General features: G+C 54.4%; 17 protein-coding genes. 13 read left to right on the top strand and 4 right to left on the bottom strand.

The features are described 5' to 3' along the window. Nucleotides 1–63 precede the first annotated feature (63 nt). The 6 genes from BHK98_RS06395 (at nt 64) to BHK98_RS06370 (ending at nt 7,265) form a co-directional block, all read left to right on the top strand. Nucleotides 64–1,497 (top strand): nicotinate phosphoribosyltransferase, encoded by a 1,434-nt coding sequence (locus BHK98_RS06395; RefSeq protein WP_075712710.1) that lies wholly within the window; start codon nt 64–66, stop codon nt 1,495–1,497. Nucleotides 1,498–1,782: 285 nt separating this feature from the next. Then, nucleotides 1,783–2,919, top strand: a complete 1,137-nt coding sequence (locus BHK98_RS06390; RefSeq protein ID WP_075715022.1) for an iron-containing alcohol dehydrogenase — start codon at nt 1,783–1,785, stop codon at nt 2,917–2,919. Between the two features lie 180 nt (nt 2,920–3,099). Continuing rightward, nucleotides 3,100–4,389 carry a DUF362 domain-containing protein gene (locus tag BHK98_RS06385; RefSeq protein ID WP_075712709.1) on the top strand — a complete coding sequence of 430 codons (1,290 nt, stop codon included), beginning with the start codon at nt 3,100–3,102 and terminating at the stop codon, nt 4,387–4,389. A gap of 2 nt (nt 4,390–4,391) precedes the next feature. Further along, the gene (locus BHK98_RS06380) at nt 4,392–4,661 is read left to right on the top strand and encodes a hypothetical protein (RefSeq protein ID WP_075712708.1); all 270 of its coding nucleotides are present in this window, start codon (nt 4,392–4,394) and stop codon (nt 4,659–4,661) included. A gap of 84 nt (nt 4,662–4,745) precedes the next feature. Beyond that, on the top strand, nt 4,746–6,083 hold the full coding sequence (locus BHK98_RS06375; RefSeq protein ID WP_075712707.1) for an MFS transporter: 1,338 nt from the start codon (nt 4,746–4,748) through the stop codon (nt 6,081–6,083). 3 nt (nt 6,084–6,086) lie between these two features. Then, the gene (locus BHK98_RS06370; RefSeq protein WP_075712706.1) at nt 6,087–7,265 is read left to right on the top strand and encodes a thiolase family protein; all 1,179 of its coding nucleotides are present in this window, start codon (nt 6,087–6,089) and stop codon (nt 7,263–7,265) included. A 62-nt stretch (nt 7,266–7,327) separates the two neighbouring features. On the opposite strand, the gene BHK98_RS06365 is transcribed toward BHK98_RS06370, so the two are convergent. After that, complete coding sequence (locus BHK98_RS06365; protein ID WP_075712705.1) at nt 7,328–9,223, bottom strand: LPXTG cell wall anchor domain-containing protein; 1,896 nt, start codon at nt 9,221–9,223, stop codon at nt 7,328–7,330. Between the two features lie 351 nt (nt 9,224–9,574). Next, nucleotides 9,575–11,110 (bottom strand): sigma-54 interaction domain-containing protein, encoded by a 1,536-nt coding sequence (locus BHK98_RS06360; protein ID WP_075712704.1) that lies wholly within the window; start codon nt 11,108–11,110, stop codon nt 9,575–9,577. Between the two features lie 241 nt (nt 11,111–11,351). On the opposite strand from BHK98_RS06360, the gene BHK98_RS06355 reads away from it, so the two are divergent. From BHK98_RS06355 to BHK98_RS06345, 3 genes are all read left to right on the top strand, one after another. Then, nucleotides 11,352–12,197, top strand: coding sequence for a beta-keto acid cleavage family enzyme (locus tag BHK98_RS06355; protein ID WP_075712703.1), 846 nt, complete (start codon nt 11,352–11,354; stop codon nt 12,195–12,197). 224 nt (nt 12,198–12,421) lie between these two features. Continuing rightward, nucleotides 12,422–13,243, top strand: a complete 822-nt coding sequence (locus BHK98_RS06350; RefSeq protein ID WP_075712702.1) for a cyclase family protein — start codon at nt 12,422–12,424, stop codon at nt 13,241–13,243. Nucleotides 13,244–13,375: 132 nt separating this feature from the next. Continuing rightward, nucleotides 13,376–14,857 carry a 4-hydroxyphenylacetate 3-hydroxylase family protein gene (locus tag BHK98_RS06345; RefSeq protein ID WP_075712701.1) on the top strand — a complete coding sequence of 494 codons (1,482 nt, stop codon included), beginning with the start codon at nt 13,376–13,378 and terminating at the stop codon, nt 14,855–14,857. Between the two features lie 137 nt (nt 14,858–14,994). On the opposite strand, the gene fba is transcribed toward BHK98_RS06345, so the two are convergent. Next, nucleotides 14,995–15,924 carry a class II fructose-1,6-bisphosphate aldolase gene (gene fba / locus BHK98_RS06340; protein WP_075712700.1) on the bottom strand — a complete coding sequence of 310 codons (930 nt, stop codon included), beginning with the start codon at nt 15,922–15,924 and terminating at the stop codon, nt 14,995–14,997. A gap of 18 nt (nt 15,925–15,942) precedes the next feature. Further along, the gene (locus BHK98_RS06335; protein ID WP_075712699.1) at nt 15,943–16,407 is read right to left on the bottom strand and encodes a hypothetical protein; all 465 of its coding nucleotides are present in this window, start codon (nt 16,405–16,407) and stop codon (nt 15,943–15,945) included. A 140-nt stretch (nt 16,408–16,547) separates the two neighbouring features. Here BHK98_RS06335 and BHK98_RS06330 point away from each other — a divergent pair, with 140 nt between their 5' ends. The 4 genes from BHK98_RS06330 (at nt 16,548) to rpsJ (ending at nt 19,536) form a co-directional block, all read left to right on the top strand. Further along, nucleotides 16,548–17,513 (top strand): RluA family pseudouridine synthase, encoded by a 966-nt coding sequence (locus BHK98_RS06330; RefSeq protein ID WP_075712698.1) that lies wholly within the window; start codon nt 16,548–16,550, stop codon nt 17,511–17,513. 36 nt (nt 17,514–17,549) lie between these two features. Next, nucleotides 17,550–18,113: a signal peptidase I gene (gene lepB, locus BHK98_RS06325; RefSeq protein ID WP_075712697.1), complete on the top strand. Its 564-nt coding sequence runs from the start codon at nt 17,550–17,552 to the stop codon at nt 18,111–18,113. Nucleotides 18,114–18,172: 59 nt separating this feature from the next. Continuing rightward, the gene (smpB, locus tag BHK98_RS06320) at nt 18,173–18,634 is read left to right on the top strand and encodes an SsrA-binding protein SmpB (protein ID WP_075712696.1); all 462 of its coding nucleotides are present in this window, start codon (nt 18,173–18,175) and stop codon (nt 18,632–18,634) included. A gap of 590 nt (nt 18,635–19,224) precedes the next feature. After that, a complete protein-coding gene (gene rpsJ, locus BHK98_RS06315; RefSeq protein WP_067532850.1) occupies nt 19,225–19,536 on the top strand; it encodes a 30S ribosomal protein S10 in 312 nt (103 codons plus the stop codon). The last annotated feature ends 33 nt before the right edge of the window (nt 19,537–19,569 follow it).

The raw sequence follows: 19,569 nt of genomic DNA, 5'->3' as shown, positions 1-19,569 counted from the left end.
GAGCCGGCGAGACTGGATCGCCGGGAGCACAGTGAGCACGGAGTAACCAAAAGGAGAAACCAAATGGTTGAAGAGAAAAACCTGACGATGCTGACGGATTTCTATGAAATCACGATGGCAAACGGATACCTCAAGTCAGGTATGATGAACGATATTGCGTATTTTGACATGTTCTTCCGCAGAGTTCCGGATGAAGGCGGCTACGCCATCATGGCCGGTATCGAACAGCTGGTGGAGTATCTGGACAATCTGGAATTCACCGAGGAGGACATCGCATATATCAGAGGGAAGGGGATTTTCTGCGAGGAATTCCTGGACTATCTGAAGAATTTCAAATTCGAGTGTGACGTCTGGGCGGTTCCGGAGGGAACGCCGATTTTCCCTCATGAGCCGATTGTGACGGTTCGGGGGCCTGTCATCCAGGCGCAGTTCGTGGAGACCATGATTCTTCTGATCATCAATCATCAGAGTCTGATCGCAACGAAGGCGAGCCGCATCGTCCGGGCGGCGCAGGGGCGGCCGGTCATGGAGTTCGGTTCCCGTCGGGCGCATGGAGCGACGGCGGCGGACATGGGCGCCAGAGCGGCCTATATCGGCGGCTGCAGCGGCACGGCGTGCACCATCTCGGATCGGGATCACCAGATTCCGGCGCTGGGAACCATGGCGCACAGCTGGGTGCAGATGTTTCCGACTGAATACGACGCCTTTGTCAAATATGCGGAGATCTATCCGGACAACTGCATTCTGCTGGTGGACACCTATAATGTGCTGAAATCCGGCGTACCCGCGGCGATACGGGCCTTCCGCGACATGAAACCGAAAAAGATGGGAATCCGCATCGATTCCGGCGACATCGCCTATCTCACAAAACGGGCGCGGAAGATGCTGGACGAGGCCGGTCTGCAGGACTGCACGATTACCATTTCCAATTCTCTGGACGAATATCTGATCAGGGACGTGATTCTGGAGGGCGCGCAGATCGACGCCTTCGGAGTCGGCGAGCGGCTGATCACCGCCAAATCCGAGCCGGTGTTCGGCGGCGTGTACAAGCTGGCGGCGCTGGAGAAGGACGGGGAGATCATCCCGAAAATCAAGATCTCCGAGAACGTGGAAAAGATTACAAACCCGGGATTCAAGACGCTGTACCGTCTCTACGACAGAGACAGCGACAAGGCTCTGGCGGATGTGCTGACGGTGGACGGCGAGACCATCCCCGAGCAGGACGGCTATGTGATCTTTGATCCGAACGCCATCTGGAAAAAGAAGACTCTGAACAACTTCTATGTCCGCAATCTGCGGGTGCAGCTCTTCCGGCACGGGGAGAAGGTCTATGACTGCCCTGACATTGAGACCGTGCGGAATTACTGCGCGGAGCAGATGGAGACACTGTGGGAGGAGACCCTGCGGTTTGAAAACCCGCAGACGTATTATGTGGATCTTTCCCGAAAGCTCTGGAACATCAAGAACGATCTGATCGAGGAGCATAATATCCGGTAGAGAACAGGCTCCGGCGGAGTGCAGCCTCTGACGGGGCACAGCCTCCGGCAGAGCACAGCGTGCGGCGGCGCCGCGGCATCTCCCGGAGAATATACAGAAACGAATGACTGCGCGAGGCGAGACGCGTCCGGAAGGAGCGGCGGATTCGCCTCGCTTTTTGTTTTGTGCCTTGCAAAACATCGGGAGAATGAGGACTGGCATATCCCTTGCATTAACAGTATGCAGAAAGGACGCGCCCTGTTGCGGGGCGCGAACCGGAAATCAAGACAACGGGAGATGAATAGAATGTATAATTTTACGATGAGCATTCCCACGGAAATCATTTTCGGACAGGGAGCTGAAGAACAGGCGGGGGAGCAGATGAAACGGTATGCGGATCGGATTCTGCTGTTGTACGGAAGCGAGCGGATCTTTCGCACCGGGCTGGGGCAGCGCCTGACCGCGCGTCTGGAGGAGGCCGGCTGCACGGTTGTGCCCCAGGGAGGCGTGACGGCCAACGCGGACAGTGAGCTTATCCGGAAAGCGGTTCGTGTGATCCGCGATCGGGAGCTGAACGGAATACTGGCTGTGGGAGGCGGAAGCGTTATCGATTCCGCGAAGGCTGCCGCGGCCGGCGCCTGTCTGAGGGGAACAGTTGAAGAACTGTTCAGAGGTGAAATCGAGCCGGAGACATTTCTGCCCGTCGGCGCAGTTGTGACGCTTCCGGCGACGGGCAGTGAAGCCAACGGAATGGCGGTGATCCAGGATCATGAGACTCACGACAAGCTGCTTCGATACTTTCCGCAGCTTAAACCCCGCTTCGCGCTGCTGGATCCGGCGCTCACGGTGACGCTACCGGCACGGCAGACCGCAGAGGGCGGATTCGATGTTTTCGCCCACGCGTTCGAACGTTTTTTTGATCTGCGGAGAGAAAGCGTTCTCCTTGACCGGATGACGGCAGGACTGATGAAGACGGTGACGGAATGTCTTCCCCGGGTGATCCGTGATCCCGGAGACCTGCAGAACCGCGCGGAGATGATGTTTGCGGCGACGGCGGCTCACAGTGATATGCTTGGACCGGGAGGGGACTTCGCCTGTCATACCATGTCTCATATTCTCACAAAGGAATACGGACTCGCTCACGGAGCGGCGCTGGCGATGCTGATTCCTGCATGGTGCAGTGAAATGTTTTCGAAAAACGGGGAAAGATTTGCGGAATTTTACCGGCAGGTCTTCGGAGAAAAGGAGCCTCGAAAGGGACAGGAGCGTCTGGAGGCGTTCGTCGACGGGATCGGACTCCCCCGGAAACTGGGCAGCGTCGGCGTCGGAGCGGAGAAACTGGCTGAGGAAACGATGGCCTCTGTCCCGCAGGTCGGAGAGGGCTTCTGCGATGGAATGAGTGAGGAAGAGATAATCCGCGTGTTCCGCCGGGTGATGCCGTAGGCCGGAGGTTTTTGTTGCGCCGCCGCAACGCTGCCGGAGACGCATGCAACAAAGCGGGGCATACTTTGTTAAAAAATTGTTCAAATAACGGCATTTACACCTTGGCATGGTACTTGCTGATTTACTGTGGCAGGAATCATTCGATATCGAAAAATATCACAGCTCGTGAAAGGAGATACTATGAGCAGTAAATCGAAAGTAGCCCTGGTGAAAGGGGCCGACATTCAGGAGGATGTCACGAGAGTGTTCGACCTTCTCGGCGGAGTGCAGAACCTGATTCAGAAGGGATCGGTGGTGATGCTGAAGCCGAATGCGGGACATGCGGAACCGCCGGAAACCTCGGTATGTACCAATCCGGAGGTCATCCGCGCCGTGATCCGCGAGGTGAAGAAGGCGGAGCCTAAGGAAATCGTGATCGCCGAAGCCGCCGCGATCGGCTGCGACACTGTGGAGTGCTTTGAGGTCAGCGGCATCGCGAAGATGGCTGAGGAGGAAGGCGTCGAGTGCTACGACATTAAGAGGGACAAGGATCTCGTCAACGTTGCGGTGCGGGGATACCGGTCCAACCTGGATCACATCAAGCTTCCCCGGAGACTGATGGAGGCGGATCACCTGATCAATCTGCCGATTCTGAAGGCGCACGCCAGCATGGTCTTCTCCGGCGCGCTGAAGAACATCAAGGGCGTGGTGCAGGACAAGGTTCACATGCAGATGCATCAGCAGAATCTGACCATGGCGATGATGGACGTGTGGTCCGTATGCAGGGCGGATCTGAACATCATGGACGCGTACAGAGCGGCCAGCGGATACAGCCCCCACATGCCGGTGCCTATTGAATCCAACATGATTCTGGGGTCGAAGGATCCTGTCGCTATTGACCGGGTCGCCTGCGAGGTCACCGGAATCGATACCTCCGGCGTCAGCTATTTTACGGTAGCCGAGGAAGCCGGACTGGGAAGCTACAGCATGGATCAGATCGAGGTCGTGGGACAGACTATCGAGGAATGCTTTAAGCCCATGTGGATCCCGTACATCGGAGACATGAGCAAGCGGTGGCCGGAATACGATGTGCGCTGCGACGGCGCATGCTCCAGCTGTCAGGCGCTGCTTGCCATCAATATGGAAGAGCTGAAGGCGGTAGGAGAGTACGACAAAAACGCGGGAATGACCATCGTCGCGGGACCGAAGAACGAGGTTCCGAAGGATATTCCCGACGAGAAGATCGTGCTCCACGGAAATTGTACAAAGAAATATCTGAAAGACCATCCGAATGCTTACTGGATTCTCGGATGCCCACCGAACGAGCCGGCTCTGTATCTGACAGTCCAGAGGAAAGAGACTATCAACGGAATGGGCGACCAGGAAGACGAGATCATTCGTCCCTGCATGAAGAGGGACGAACCCGTATGGCGCGACTATGTGTTCAAGGCCGCGGAAGAGTATTACAAAGAACATCCGGAGAGTAAATAATCATGCTGAACGATTACGTATCCTACAATAACGACGATGAATTCAAGAAAATCCTGGAGGATATCTTTACAGATGAATTCATGCAGGAATACACCAATCTGGAAAATTTCGAGGCCTTTAAGTATTCCAGCGCCGTCATGTGCACCTGGGATTCTCCAAGACTGGTATACTCTAAGACGCTGCTGGACGGCTTTGTCCGGGAGAGCAGCCGGTTCGATACGTGGGATGAAATGGTCGTGGCAGCCACAGACCTGAGATTCGGAAAGAAATAGGCGATTTCCTGCCGGCGGCGCGGGGGCGCGGATGAATTCGCGGCAGCAGGCGCGCCGCCGGCGACAACCATATGGAGGTTTATTATGTCAGATAACAATGTGAAATTACAGTCGGAAAACACCAGAGCCGACTTCGGAAAGGGCTGGCTGATCATCTTCTACTGCATGATCATGTTCTGGTTCCTCATCGGTTATTCCATCGACGGGCAGAATATCGTCATCGAGGCGTTTGCGGGAGCGCACTGGAAGGCGCTGGGCTACGCTTCTCAGACGGCGCTGCATGCGAGACTTCTGGATATGGCGTTCTATGCGGGCCTGATCGGCGTGGTCGCTTACTTTATCATCGGGCGCATCTGCGTTAAGATCGGCGCCAGGGCGCTTTCTGCGATCTTCCTCGGACTGGCGGGAGCATCGTACATTTATTACGGCGCATCTCAGACAGTATTCTCGTACTTCATCGGCCTGACACTGGTAACGATTTTTATCAACGGCGCTGCGTACATCGGCGGAGGAAATCTGGTTACCCAGTGGTTCCCGAAGAAGAAAGGTCTTGCCAACGGCTTTACGACGATGGGACACAATCTGGGTTCTGCCCTTTATGTTCCTCTGATTTCCGCACTGATCGGCGGTCTCGGAATGGCTGCCGGAATGAGAGTCATGGGAATTGTCGGTATCGTTGTAGCCATTATCGGGTACATCGTGATTCGCAACACTCCCCAGGAGAGAGGCGTCTACCCGGACAACGTCAGCAAAGAGGTCTATGAAGCGGAATATGCGGATATGAGCTCGGAGAACACCAGCAGATGGACGGTTGCTTCTCTGCTGAAAACCCCGGAGATGTGGGTGGTCGCCATCATCATCGGAATCAACCAGCTGGTCACCACCGGAGTCATGAGTCAGATGGTATCCAGAAACATTGAGCTGGGATTCACGCCCACCAAGGCGGTGTTCATGATGACAGTCTGCGCCCTCGTCGGCCTGGCCGGCTCCTACGGGTTCGGCTTCATCGACCAGAAACTGGGCGTCAAGACCGCGGTTCGCGCGTTCCTGATCTGGTACATCATCGCCCTCGCGGTCAACTATATTCTGAACAATCAGCTGGGCGGATATATCTGTGTCGCCATGGTCGGCGTAGCAATCGGAGCGGCGGCAAACTTCATGACGTCCCTTCCGGCTTCTGTATTCGGTAGACACAACTTCGATCTGGTCTATTCCATCTACTTCCCGATTATGGAGATTGTGCTGATGCTGAACTACAAAATCAATTCTCTCGCGCTGACCATCACCGGATCCCTGCGGGGAGCCTATATCGTATTCATCGTGCTGCTGGCGGTGAACATCATCCTGATCTCTGTGCTGAATACGAGAAAATACAACCTGGACTACGCGAAGGAAGACTCAATTACAGGAAAGGAAGCATAAGCAATGAGAAATGTCGTCATAGTAGCAGGCTGCAGAACGCCTATCGGAACCATCGGCGGGCAGTTTAAGACCATTACGTCACTGGATCTTTCCATCCCTGTCATGCAGGCGCTGGTAGAGCGGGCGGGTATCGATCCCGCGATGATCGAGGATGTAATCTGGGGCTGCAACTATCAGAGGACCTACAAAGAAAACAACCTGGCCCGCGTCGCCGCGGTCAAGGCAGGCCTGCCGGTTACGGTGCCGGGAATCACAATCCACAGAAACTGCACTTCGTCGATGTCGTCAATTCAGTTCGGCTACTATCAGATTAAGGCCGGCGAAGCAGACTGCATCATGGCGGGCGGCGCGGACAGCATGAGCACCGCGCCCCACATGGTGTTCGACGCCAGATACGGCAAGAAGTACGGTCATATGGAGCTGCGGGACTCCATGTGGGATTCCCTGACGAATCTGGGCGTCGGACCTGCGATGGGAATCACCGCGGAAAATGTGGCTGAGAAATATCATGTGACCAGAGAAGAGATGGATCGCTATTCTCTTCGCTCCCAGCAGAGAGCGGTGGCAGCCATCGACGCCGGGAAATTCAGGGATGAAATCATTCCTGTTACGGTGCACGGAAGAAAAGGTGACACTACCTATGATACCGACGAGTATCCCAGGAGAAACGCGAGCTATGAGGCGCTGGCGAAGCTGAAGCCAACCTTTAAGGAGGACGGAACGGTGACCGCAGGCAATGCGTCCGGTATGAACGACGCGGCTTCCGGCGTGATCCTGATGGAGGAGGAAAAAGCCAAGGAGCTGGGGCTGAACATCATCTGCCGCATCAAATCTGTGGCGACGGTAGGCGTTCCCCCGGAGCTGATGGGAATCGGCCCCATCGACGCCTCCAGAAAAGCGCTGGACAAGGCGGGAATGACCATCGACGATATCGATCTGTTCGAAATCAACGAGGCCTTCGCCGCTCAGTGCCTTGCCTGCCAGAAGACGCTGGGAATTCCGGATGACAAGCTGAATGTGAACGGCAGCGGTATTTCCCTCGGTCATCCCGTGGGCGCAACCGGCTCCCGCCTGGTCATCACCTGCATGTACGAGCTGATGAAGCGCGGGCAGAAATACGGCCTCGCCACCCTGTGTGCGGGCGGCGGCATGGGAACCGCAGTCATCATTGAAATGGTATAAGAAAAAAGGCTCCGCTTTAATGCGGAGGCTTTTTTTTAAAACGACTTTGTGCAGTATAAAGTTCATTTCTCTGATGATGTTTTTCGCCTGATCAACAATCCTGCCGCAGCCAATGCACTCAGGAACGCCAGACCGGCCAGCGGCAGTATCGGAGCGGAGTCGCCGGTTTCCGGAGATGTTTTCGCGTCCGTGTGATTCAATGAATCAGACACTTTGGAGGTCTCATCTTTCTTCGGCTCGTCTGCAGAGAGAGATGCGCCGATGACACAGCCTTGCGGGTCACTGTCCATGGAACTTTCGTTCCAGATATCATCGTAATCCGGACTTATTTCATCTGCATTACCGCGAGGGTCTTTCGTGATTCCGATACCGATATAATGCCGTACCGTATCCGGAGGATTATTGTTCCAGTTATGATAGTAGTAGATGATAGACTTTTGCAATGCTGCAGAACCGTTCAGCGTCGGCGTATATATGCGGTCGGCTTTGAATGTCCCGCCGTCCCAGTATTCCATCGGATGATCCGGGTTGGGATCCACGACAAAATTCCAGTTTTTCTGCCAGCCTGAAGGCGGCGTCAGATTTCCCTTGTCTTTGTCAAAGAAAATCTGATAAAGAGTTGCCTTCCCCTCGTAGTCTTTGTAAATCTGCTGCATCCATTCGGCTGTTGGGGTCAGAGTGGAGGCGTCATAGCTGATAAAGCTTCGCCAGTGGTTCAGGTTAGGAGACACATCCGTTCTGTGCATTTTATCGTTCCAGCGTCCTTTGATTCCCGTCAGCTGGGTATACTCGGATTTGTTATTGCGATGCTTGTTATACCATGTGACAAGATCGTGGATTCCTTTTTTCCGGTTTGCTTCATTAATGATGGCCTGTTCTTTGGCTGTGGTATACAGATACATTTCATGTCCGGGCACCTGATAGTGGCGTATGGAATCAGCCAGCGGCGTTACTTTGTATTTATTGTAGATTTCTCTGACTTTTGCAATCTGTTCGTCAAGCATACTCAAACGTGTTTTCAGTCCGTCTGTGGAAATCCTGGAAGTAATGTGAGTCTTGTTATACTTCTCAATCGCATCGATCCGGGCCAGAATCGAGAGCTTGTCCACTGCGGCGGCGGACAGATATGATTCCGTCACATTATTCTGGAAAGCAGCCCATTCCTCGTATGACTGGTGCTCCCATTTGTATTTGTATTTCATGGTCTGATGCCATATTGAATAAATCGGCTGCCGTTCGCTGCTGTATAACACCCATTCACCCTGGGTCAGATAGTTTCCGTAGGTGTATACATCTTTATCAAACTGGCAGTCTCCGCCGTGGAGTGAACTGGGATTCATTTCTGCGACGCTGGTGATAAGATAGTTTTTCTGTGCGGATGCCCGAGCGGCGTCGCTGCTGTATGATGCAGCATTTACAGCGGTCAGTCCTTTATAATTCTTTTCGAAATCGCCTGACCATGATTTCTTGATAAACTCATTCATATTATCGTAGAGATCTTTTTTCATAATCTTCGTATCGATCTCACTCAGCATATCAATCATCCTGGTCTGGTTTTTTACGATGTCATCCAGCCTGCCCATGATAATGTCACAGTCGCTTACTTCATCGGAGTTGAGGGCAGCGGCAATCAGCTTTTTTGTTCCCCATTTTGCAAATTCAGACGGGGTGCCTTTGGCAGCATTCAGCAATGCCTCCTGGAGGATGGTCTGCGCATCCACCTCGCTGCCGGCGGCATGGACAGTAACGGCATCGCCCGGCTGGCAGACAGTAAAAGCGATTGAAAATGCAGCCAGCATGGTCAGCAGTTTCTTTCTCAGTGAGTTCGGGTTTGATGCTTCTTTGTGGTGTTGCGCGCGATGAAAGATTCCTTTAACCCCTTTCACAAAAGCTGCTGAACCGCAGCATAAAGCGCTTACTTTTTTCGAGTCATTCTTTTTCTGCATTCTTCTGGGCATGTGTAGATCCTTTCCTGCATGCGGGTTATAAATCGGATATCAGATAATTAACTGTAGTCTTGAGTATGGTCAATTATAGCATAAGAGCAATGGGCAGGGCAACTGTATAGTGATAATAATCTGCAGATAAATAGTTTTATTGTAAAATTGACGGGGAGCGATGTCTGACCAGAGTGATTGTGATTTCTTTCCTTCAGATAAATACAGAAAACCGCGGCAATGGCCGCGGGAGAATAAAATAAGAACGCCCCGGACGAGGTGCAGGCGTTCTTTCGTATTCTTATGGACTGTTCTGACAAATGAAGATACAGCAGACTGGTTTCGGTCGCACCAGAAAATCCGGAGACTGTGCTACTTGGTTCCCGGATAGTCGATTCCGTACTGCTTGATTTTGCGGGATATTGTGGAGGCGTTGACGCCCAGACGTGCGCCGGCGTCCCGCAGGCTTTTTGAGCTTTTCAGAACCGTTTCGATGAGATTCTTCTCATAATTTTCCACGGACTGAGCCAGAGTTCCGGCGCCGGTGGCCGGGTTGTCGCTCTGGGAAATGTCCAGTATTCCCCGGAGAGTCTCCTCGTCTACGTGGTCGCTGCCGGAAGCGCAGATCGTCAGATATTCGATGACGTTTTCCAGCTCTCTCACGTTGCCCGGCCAGTGATAGGCACGGAAGACTTCTCTGTTTTTCTCAGACAGAGTCAGCCGGCGATGGTGCTTCTCCGCGAACACGTCGATGAAGTGGTCGGTCAGCGCATCGATGTCGTTGATCCGCTCCCGGAGCGGCGGGATGTTGACCGGAATGACGTTCAGCCGGTAGAAAAGATCCTGCCGGAACGTGCCCTCCGCGATTTTCTTCTTCAGGTCGCTGTTGGTGGCGGCGATGAACCGGATGTCCAGCTGAATCGGTTTGGTGCCCCCTACGCGGGTTATTTTTTTGTCCTGAATCGCCCGCAGAAGCTTCACCTGAAGATCCATGGGCATGTCGCCGATTTCGTCCAGGAGAAGCGTGCCGCCGCTGGCCATTTCAAAGAGTCCCGGCTTTCCGCCGGAGTTCGCGCCGGAGAACGCGCCGCGCTCGTAGCCGAAAAGTTCGGATTCCAGCAGATTGGCGGGAATCGAGGCACAGTTTACCTTGATGAAGGTCCGGTCGCTGCGGTCGCTTTTTCGGTAAATTTCGTCCGCGATGACCTCCTTGCCGACGCCGGATTCTCCGGTGATCAGCACTGTCGCGTCGGTGGGAGCAGCCAGAGCGATGATATCGGAGATTTTTTTCAGCGAGTAGGAAGCGCCGATAAGCCGGTCACCGGACATGGAAGGAGATTTCGCGTTTTTGTGAATCGTGACGTGCTGCTGTTCCTTGGTGCGGTCGATTTCGGAAAGGAATCGGCCGTAATCCTCGTGCAGCGCCTGGAGTGAAAGAATCGGACGGCTGCTGACCACCACCTGAGCCAGTTCTCCGTTCCTGTCGAAAATGGGAACGCCTACGGTATATCCGACTTCGGGGGGATCCTTCTTCTGCACTGTAGAGAGGCGGAAAATCTTCTTTTTCTCTTTGATGACGTCCATCGTCGATCCGCCGGTGAACAGAGTGCCCTCGCGGACAATATCGCCGGTGAGGCGTCCCAGGACCTCTTCCGGCTCAATGTTGGTGTTCTTTTTGTGAGCCGGATTCACATACATGACGCGTCCTTCTTTGTCGGTGATGTAAATGCTGTCGTCGAGGCTGTCCACTACGACCTTGAAATCGATTCCGGCCTCGTGAAAATAGTGCAGATCAGCCTTGAGGCTCTGCAGCAGCGCCAGGGCGGCGTCCGGATCCTTATAGTCCTCTCTCTTGACGGCGTCGTCGATTTTTTCAATTACTTCCTGTATGGCTACTATCTGATTCATCGCGTCCTCCCGGTTATTTTCCTCATTATACCACCGATGGGCGGAATGATAAAGGGAAGGATGAGCACTGAAAGCAAATTTGTTGCCGGACTGCAACGGGAATGACGCTGTGCAACTTGAGGGCCGCCGGAACGGCGGATTTTCAATGGCTTTGTGGTGGCACAAAGCTTGCGTTTGTATATGTGCGCAAAGAGAACGGCGACAGCGCCGTCATATTTTGTAGCAGGAGGAAACAAAAATTATGTATGAAACACGGAGACTGAATGACAAAAGTAAGGTGATCGTGACCGCGGCGCTGACCGGCGCTGTGACCACGAAGAAGGATAACCCGAACCTTCCGACGCAGCCGGAGGAAATCGCGGCGTCCGCATTGGCGTGCTGTGACGCGGGAGCGTCCGCGGTGCATATTCATGTACGGGATGACAACGATGCGGCCAGCATGAGGTTTGACAAGTTTGAGGAGACGGTAAAGCTGATCCGGGACGCTGGTTCGCCGCTGGTGCTGAATCTCACGTCCTCCGGAGGTCAGGGCTTTTCGTGGGAGGAGCGCATCCATCCATTCCGGGAACTGAAGCCGGAGCTGGCCTCCTTTGACGCCGGAACCATGAACTGGCTGAACAGCGTGGTGTTTATGAATGAGCCGGAATTTCTGGAGCTGTGCGGAAAGGAAATGATTGCGGCGGGCGTTAAACCGGAGATTGAGATATTCGATATCGGGATGCTGAACACGGCGAAGTATTACATCCGGAAAGGGATTATTCAGGAGCCGGCGCACTTCCAGCTCTGCCTCGGCGCGGCCGGTGGAATGGAGGCGACGACGGAAAATCTGCTGTACCTCGTCAATCACCTTCCGGAGAAATGCACCTGGAGCGCTTTCGGTATCGGGAAGGGAGCCAATGAGATCATGATGGCGGCTCTCGCCTTAGGCGGCAACGTGCGCGTGGGGCTGGAGGACAATGTCTACTACAACAAAGGCCAGCTGGCGGAATCTAATCAGCAGTTCGTCGCGCGGGTGAAGCGCATCGTGGAGGAGCTGGGAAAAACCGTGGCGACGCCGGATGAGGCCCGCAGTATACTGGGCGTGTAGAAGATCTGCTGCCCGGGCGGGCGGAAAATCCGTTGCCTGACTGCAACGATCTGCGCGTGATGCAACAGAAACCGCCGCAGGCGGCGGGGATCAGCTTTTGTTGAAGCGTTGAAAACATGCGGATTGCAGCAAATCCGACGGAATGGCATACCCTTTGCTAATTAATATAAGCAGATACGTATTACAGTTGTGATTCAATATGCGAAAATAAAAGGAGAAGAAAAATGGGTAAACAAGTATTAGTCGACTTATCACATCCGTTCGGCAGAGGAAATCCGCTCTGGCCGTCCAACGGCGATTTCCATATCGACAGAGTGCAGCATATGCCGATGCACTACAGACTGCTGCAGACCTTCAATGATTTCCATATGCATAACTCGACTCACGCGGATTCCCCGTCTCACGTGATTCCGGAGGGCGCCTACACTCACGAGCTTCCGCTGGAGAATTACTACGGACCGGCGGTATGTCTGGACATCCCGAAGAAGCACTGGGAACTGATTACTGCGGAGGAAATCGACGAGGCTGCGAAGAAGGTGGAAGGCGGCATTCAGGAGGGTGACTGGGTCATCATCTGCACCGGCATGAACAAGCGCTGGGGAGAGAACGACGATTATTTCGCATACAGCCCTGGATGCTCCATCGAGGCGGCGAATCATCTGGTCTTCGATCTGAAGGTGAAGGGCGTTGGATTTGACCTTCAGGCGCTGGATCATATCCTCTATACATACGCGGCGCAGCACGGTCCCGGCCCGTATGTACCGAGAATTGTTGAAGAATATAAGAAAGAGTTCGGCCATGAGCCTCTGGAGGATTATCCGGAGTGGGAGCCGGTACACAACATCCTGCTGGGGAACAATGTCATGGGCATTGAGAACATCGGCGGCGATGTGGAGAAGGTCAAGGGGCAGAGATTCATGTTCTGCGCATTCCCTCTCAGATGGTACATGGGCGACGGCACCATCGTTCGCGCGGTGGCGTTCATTGATGAAGATAAGATTAACAAGGACGTACCGGACAGAGTTTACAAGTACGGCGTATATTAAAAATTCCGCGGGGTCTGACGAGTTCAGGCCCTGCTTTTCTACAGCGAAAGAGAGAATCCCGGCACCGGAGTGGAGGGAAGGCCCCGGGCGAAGTGACTTGCGGGTGCGGGGTGTTTTTCCAGGAGGAGAGAGATGGCTTTAATGACAGGAGAAGAATATATAGAAAGTCTGCGCAGACTGAAGACCAGAGTCTACATGTTCGGCGAGCAGGTGGAGAACTGGGTGGATCATCCGATCATCCGCCCGTCCATCAACAGCGTGGCGATGACCTACGATCTGGCGCAGGACCCGGAGTACGCGGACCTGATGACCGCGAAATCCTCCCTGACCGGCAAGACGATCAACCGGTTCACCCATCTGCACCAGAGCACGGACGATCTTGTTCGCAAGGTGAAGATGCAGAGGCTTCTGGGACAAAAGACGGGCGCGTGCTTTCAGCGCTGTGTGGGGATGGACGCGTTCAACGCGGTGTTCTCCACGACCTATGAGCTGGACGAGGCGAAGGGCACAAAGTATCACGAGAACTTTGTGAAGTTCCTGGAGATGATCCAGGACGAGGACCTGGTGGTGGACGGCGCGATGACGGACCCCAAGGGAGACCGGGGTAAAGCGCCCCACGCGCAGCCGGACAAAGATCTGTTTCTGCGGATCGTGGAGCGCCTGCCGGACGGGATCGTGGTGCGCGGAGCCAAAGCGCATCAGACCGGAGCGGTCAATTCCCACTGGCACCTGATCATGCCCACCATCGCCATGCGGGAGGCGGACGCGGATTACGCGGTATCCTTCGCCTGCCCCAGTGATGCGGAGGGGCTGTTTATGGTATACGGCCGCCAGTCCTGCGACACCCGGAAGCTGGAGGATCCCTGCTCCGTCGATGTGGGGAACAGCCGGTTCGGCGGACAGGAGGCGCTGGTGGTCTTCGACGATGTGTTCATTCCCAATGAGTATGTGTTCATGGCCGGGGAATATGAATTCGCGGGCATGATGGTGGAGCGGTTTGCCGGATACCACCGGCAGAGCTACGGCGGCTGCAAGGTGGGCGTCGGAGACGTTGTCATCGGCGCGGCGGCGCTGGCGGCGGAATACAACGGAGCGGAAAAGGCTTCTCACATCAAGGACAAGCTTATCGAGATGACGCATCTGAATGAGACGCTGTTCTGCTGCGGCATCGCCTGTTCGGCCGAAGGGCATCCCACCAAAGCGGGGAACTATCAGATCGATCTGCTGCTGGCGAATGTCTGCAAGCAGAATGTGACACGCTTCCCGTATGAAATCGTCCGGCTGGCGGAGGATATCGCCGGCGGGCTGATGGTGACGATGCCGTCCCAGAAGGACTTTGAATCGGAGCTGCCGGCGGGAAGAGGAGGAGAATCCGTCGGTGAGATCTGCCGGAAGTACTTTGCGACCCGGGAAGATATGGATGTTGAGGACCGTCAGAAGGTGCTCCGGCTGCTGGAGAACCTGTGTCTGGGAACCGCCGCGGTGGGGTACCGCACAGAATCCATGCACGGTGCGGGATCGCCTCAGGCGCAGCGCATCATGATTTCCCGGCAGGGGAATATTCAGGGAAAGAAAGACCTTGCCAGAGCGATTGCCGGAATAGAAAACAGATAGAAACGCGGCGCGGAAGCGTCGGAATGCATGAAAAGAGGACCGGGTCGCCGGTCCTCTTTCTGTGACATGAATTATTTGTGACGCCTGTTCCGGTACAGCTTCTGAAGCTTTCGGAACGCTGGTGCCGTCGACGGCTTTTAGCGCTGGTTGGAGCACTTCAGCACGTCTCTCATCTTGTGGGCTACCATCTTCTGGATGGCGTCTCTGCCCGGGCCGAGGTATTTGCGCGGGTCGAATTCCGCCGGATTCTCGTGGAAGACTCTCCGGATTTCCGCAGTCATGGCCAGACGCAGGTCGGTATCGATGTTGACCTTGCAGACGCCGTGCTTTACAGCTTCAGTAATCATATCCTCCGGAACGCCCTGGGCACCCGGAACCTCTCCGCCGTATTTGTTGCAGAGCTCGACGAACTCCTGCGGAACGGAGGACGAACCGTGGAGAACAAGCGGAGTGTCCGGAATCAGCGCATGGATCTTCTTCAGTCTCTCAAAATCGAGATACGGAGTTCCTTTGAATTTATACGCACCGTGACTTGTTCCGATGGCGACCGCCAGAGAATCAACGCCGGTCTTCTCGACGAATTCGGCTGCCTCCTCAGGTACAGTGAAGGTCGCCTCCCTCTCGTTTACATGGACAGCGTCCTCTACTCCGGCAAGCTTTCCGAGTTCGGCTTCCACAACGACGCCGTGGGCGTGGGCGTATTCCACGACCTGACGGGTGATTCGGATGTTTTCCTCAAACGGGTGCTTGGAGCCGTCGTACATAACGGAGGTGAATCCGCCGTCAACACAGCTTTTGCAGATGTCGAAATCGGCGCCGTGGTCCAGATGCAGAGCCACATCCACGCCGGTGTCTTCGATGGCAGCTTCAACAAGCTTGACCAGATAGACCGGTTTCGCGTATTTTCTCGCGCCGGCAGACACCTGCAGAATCAGCGGAGCGTTCTCCTGCTGAGCCGCGTCAACAATTCCCTGGATGATCTCCATGTTGTTCACATTGAATGCGCCGACCGCATAATCGCTGTTCAGTGCCTTTCTGAACATCTCTGTTGTTGTAACTAATGCCATTTTAATACCTCCCGAGTATTATTTAATAACATCTTTCGCTATATCTTCCTTTGTCATACCCTGGCTGAACGTATAGGTTCCGGCTTTGATGGACGCCGCATTCAGGCCGTAGCTCTTGCACACCGATTTGAAATCGACAGAGCTGGTGAACAGACCCGCGTCGATCAGGCACTGGATCTTCTTGTCTGCGCTGGAGCCCTCCACGGTGAGTGTGAACTCCTCGGCGAGCTTGTCGTCGGTCCAGGTTGCCTTGTTGGTCCCGGAACTCCTGGTGCTCTCCTTGGCAGCGGTATTGTCTGACGTCGTGGCGTTCTGCTCCGTGGTCACGGTAGTGCCTGCCTTCTGTCCCAGCGTCGACGGATAAGCCATGATGATGTTGATCCGCCACACAATCAGCGCGGCGGCGATGATCAGGATGACAACGGCAAGCAGGATATCGCTGTGATCGTAGTGATAGTCACGAAACGATCTGGATTTACTCATTAACAGACCCCCTTTATCTGGTTTTGTGCCGGAGCGGTTTGCGGCTTCGGCACCGGTTTCTACAAGAACATCATAACATACTTCCGCCGAAAGGACAATTAATTTTGATTTACGCAGAGCGCTGTTGTATAATATAAGACATGAAAAATATCGACATCGGTGAGAATGAACAGAACCAGCGGCTGGACAGATTCCTGCGGAAGTATCTGAACGGCGCGCCCCTCGGTTTCATCTACAAGGCAATCCGGAAAGACGTGAAGGTCAACGGCCGCAGAGCGGGACGGGACCGGATCCTCCGGAGCGGAGACGTGGTGAGCCTGTATATCGGGGATGCGGATCTGGCTTTGTTTCATCGCGGCAAAAAAACGGAAAACGTCCGGAGGCAGTTCCGCATCGCCTATGAGGATGAAAATATTCTGGTGGTGGAGAAGCCGGCGGGGCTGCTGACCCACGGAGACGGGAAGGAAAAAAAGAATCACCTGACCAATCAGGTGATTTCCTATCTGACGGCGACGGGAGGCTACGATCCGTCCCGGGAGAAAACCTTTGTTCCCGCGCCTGTGAACCGGCTGGACCGCAATACCTCGGGGCTGGTGATCTTCGGCAGGAATTATCGTGCGCTGCAGCATTTCAATGAACTGATCCGTGAGCGCGGAAGCATCCGGAAATTCTATCTGACCATCGTCTGCGGCGATCTGAGAGAGAGCCTCCGTCTGCGGGGTGAGATGGTGAAACGGGAAGACAAAAATATGGTCCGGGTCGGAGAGGAACTGCCGGGCGGAAAAACGATGGAAACCGTCGCCGTTCCGCTGCGCCGGGGCGGAGGCTTTACGCTGGCGGAGGTGGAGATCCTCACGGGAAGGACACATCAGATTCGCGCACAGCTGGCGGCTGCGGGATATCCGGTCATCGGAGACGCCAAATACGGAGATCCCGGCGTGAACAGAGTCATTCGGGAACGATTCGGTCAGACGACCCAGCTGCTCCACGCGTGGAGGCTGGTTTTCGATCACTGCGGAGAGGGGTATGAGTATCTGGACGGAATGGAAATCCGGGGAGAACCGCCGGCGCGGTTCCGGAGCATCGAGAAGGAAATATTGAAATAAGCGGAAACAAAGAGAAAACGAGAGGAAATACAGAAAGTGGCAAAGAAAAAGGAAATCAGGGAAAAATCACTGGCGCTGGAATGGATTAAGGATATCGTAATCGCGGTGATTATCGCAGCGGTAATCGTTCAGGTTGTGAAGCCAACCATCGTCAAGGAGAGATCCATGGAACCGAACTTCTATCAGAACGATTATCTGTTCGTCTACCGGCTGGCGTACAAGGGAGATCATAAAGTTCAGCGGGGCGACGTCATCGTCTTCCGCTCCGATCTCGAGACGGATTCCGGAAAGAAAAAGCTGCTGATCAAACGGGTCATCGGCGTGGCCGGCGACAAAATCTCCATCCACAACGGCGAGGTCTATGTCAACGGGAAAAAGGACGATCAGAGCTACACGATGAGCGGCGAGACGGTCGGCGATCTGGACGAGACGGTGCCGGACGGAAGTCTGTTCTGCATGGGAGACAACCGCGACGTCAGCATCGACAGCCGATCCGATCAGGTCGGGATGGTCAGCACCGGAAGAGTGTTCGGCAAGGTGGTCTTCCGGTTATATCCCTTCAACAGGATGGGAAGGATCGCGAATCCGTATAAGCAGTGAAGGCGGAGGCTGCGCCTCTTTCCGTTCAGCCGGGCAGGAGTAATCAGAGGAAAGGAATAATGGGAAAAAGACAGAGGAAGGTCGTGGCTAACAACAAAAAGGCCCGGCATGATTATTTTATTGAAGATACATATGAAGCGGGAATTGTACTGACGGGCACGGAAATCAAATCGGTCCGCGCCGGCAAGGTCAGCATCAAGGAAAGCTATGCGAAGATCCAGAACGGCGAGGTCATTCTTCTGGGGATGAACATCAGTCCCTACGAGCAGGGAAACCGCTTTAACGCGGACCCTCTCCGCCCGCGGAAGCTTCTCCTGCACAAAAAAGAGATCGGAAAGCTGCTGGGGCTGACCACGCAGCAGGGACTGACCCTGGTGCCGCTGCAGATGTATATTAATGAAGAGGGACGGGCAAAGGTGGAGCTTGCTGTGGCCCGGGGAAAGAAAAACTATGATAAACGGGAAACACTGGCGAAGAAAGACGCTCAGCGGAAAATGGAGCAGGCGATGAAGCGGCGCTGAGCAGACTCGGCATTCAGAGGGACTCGGAGACAGCGGGTTCGGCCCGCGGTCGGTCGCGTCTCAAAGCATATCCGTAAAGCACGGGTCGAACCGCCGCCCTGCATCATGGCTCTGCGGCTCGGGCTGCTCCGGCTGCTCGTGAACTGACGGCTGCTCGTGAACTGTCGACCGCTCGTAAGCCGCCGCAGACTCGTAAGCCGCCGCAGAAGTGTACGCGCGGATGCGTGTTATAGACTGCTAGGGAAAACCGATTGATATTACTGGATTTCTGTTTTGAAAAGGGCTTGAAAAAGCCTTTGTTTTTTCTAAAAAAGTCTTGCATTTCCAATTGAATTCATTTATACTTAAAAGGCTTGCATTAGGCGATGAAGCGGGAAGTTGCTGAGCTATCAGGTAATTTCCGTGGAGAATTGTTCCCGCCGGACGGGGGCGAAGGAGCTCGCCGGATTTTGTTTTGTGCGTTTTAAAAAGGAAACGCACGGACGCGTGTGCGAAGCAGGCAAAATCGAAGCGCACGTTGAAAATCGGGGAAAAGAGCCCCTTGTACGAGAATAGCGAAAACAGTACAAAACAGTAACAGGAGGCAAATGATGAGTGAATTACAGAAAATCAGAATCAAACTCAAGGCTTATGATCACGCGCTGCTGGACCAGTCTGCCGCGAAGATCGTAGAGACGGCGAAGAAGACCGGCGCGGATGTTTCCGGACCGATTCCTCTTCCCACCGAGAAGGAGGTCGTAACGATCCTTCGTGCGGTTCACAAGTACAAGGACAGCAGAGAGCAGTTCGAGCAGAGAACCCACAAGAGACTTATCGATATCACCAATGCGACACTGCAGACAACCGACGCGCTCACGAAGTTGGACCTGCCGGCAGGCGTTGACATTGAGATTAAACTGTAAGGGACTCTCCCTTAGATGTACGCGAAAGCGGAC

Origin of the sequence: Hornefia porci (assembly GCF_001940235.1) — a bacterium.
Taxonomy (GTDB): Bacteria; Bacillota; Clostridia; order Peptostreptococcales; family Anaerovoracaceae; genus Aminicella; species Aminicella porci.
This window is presented reverse-complemented; position numbering and strand designations above follow the sequence as displayed.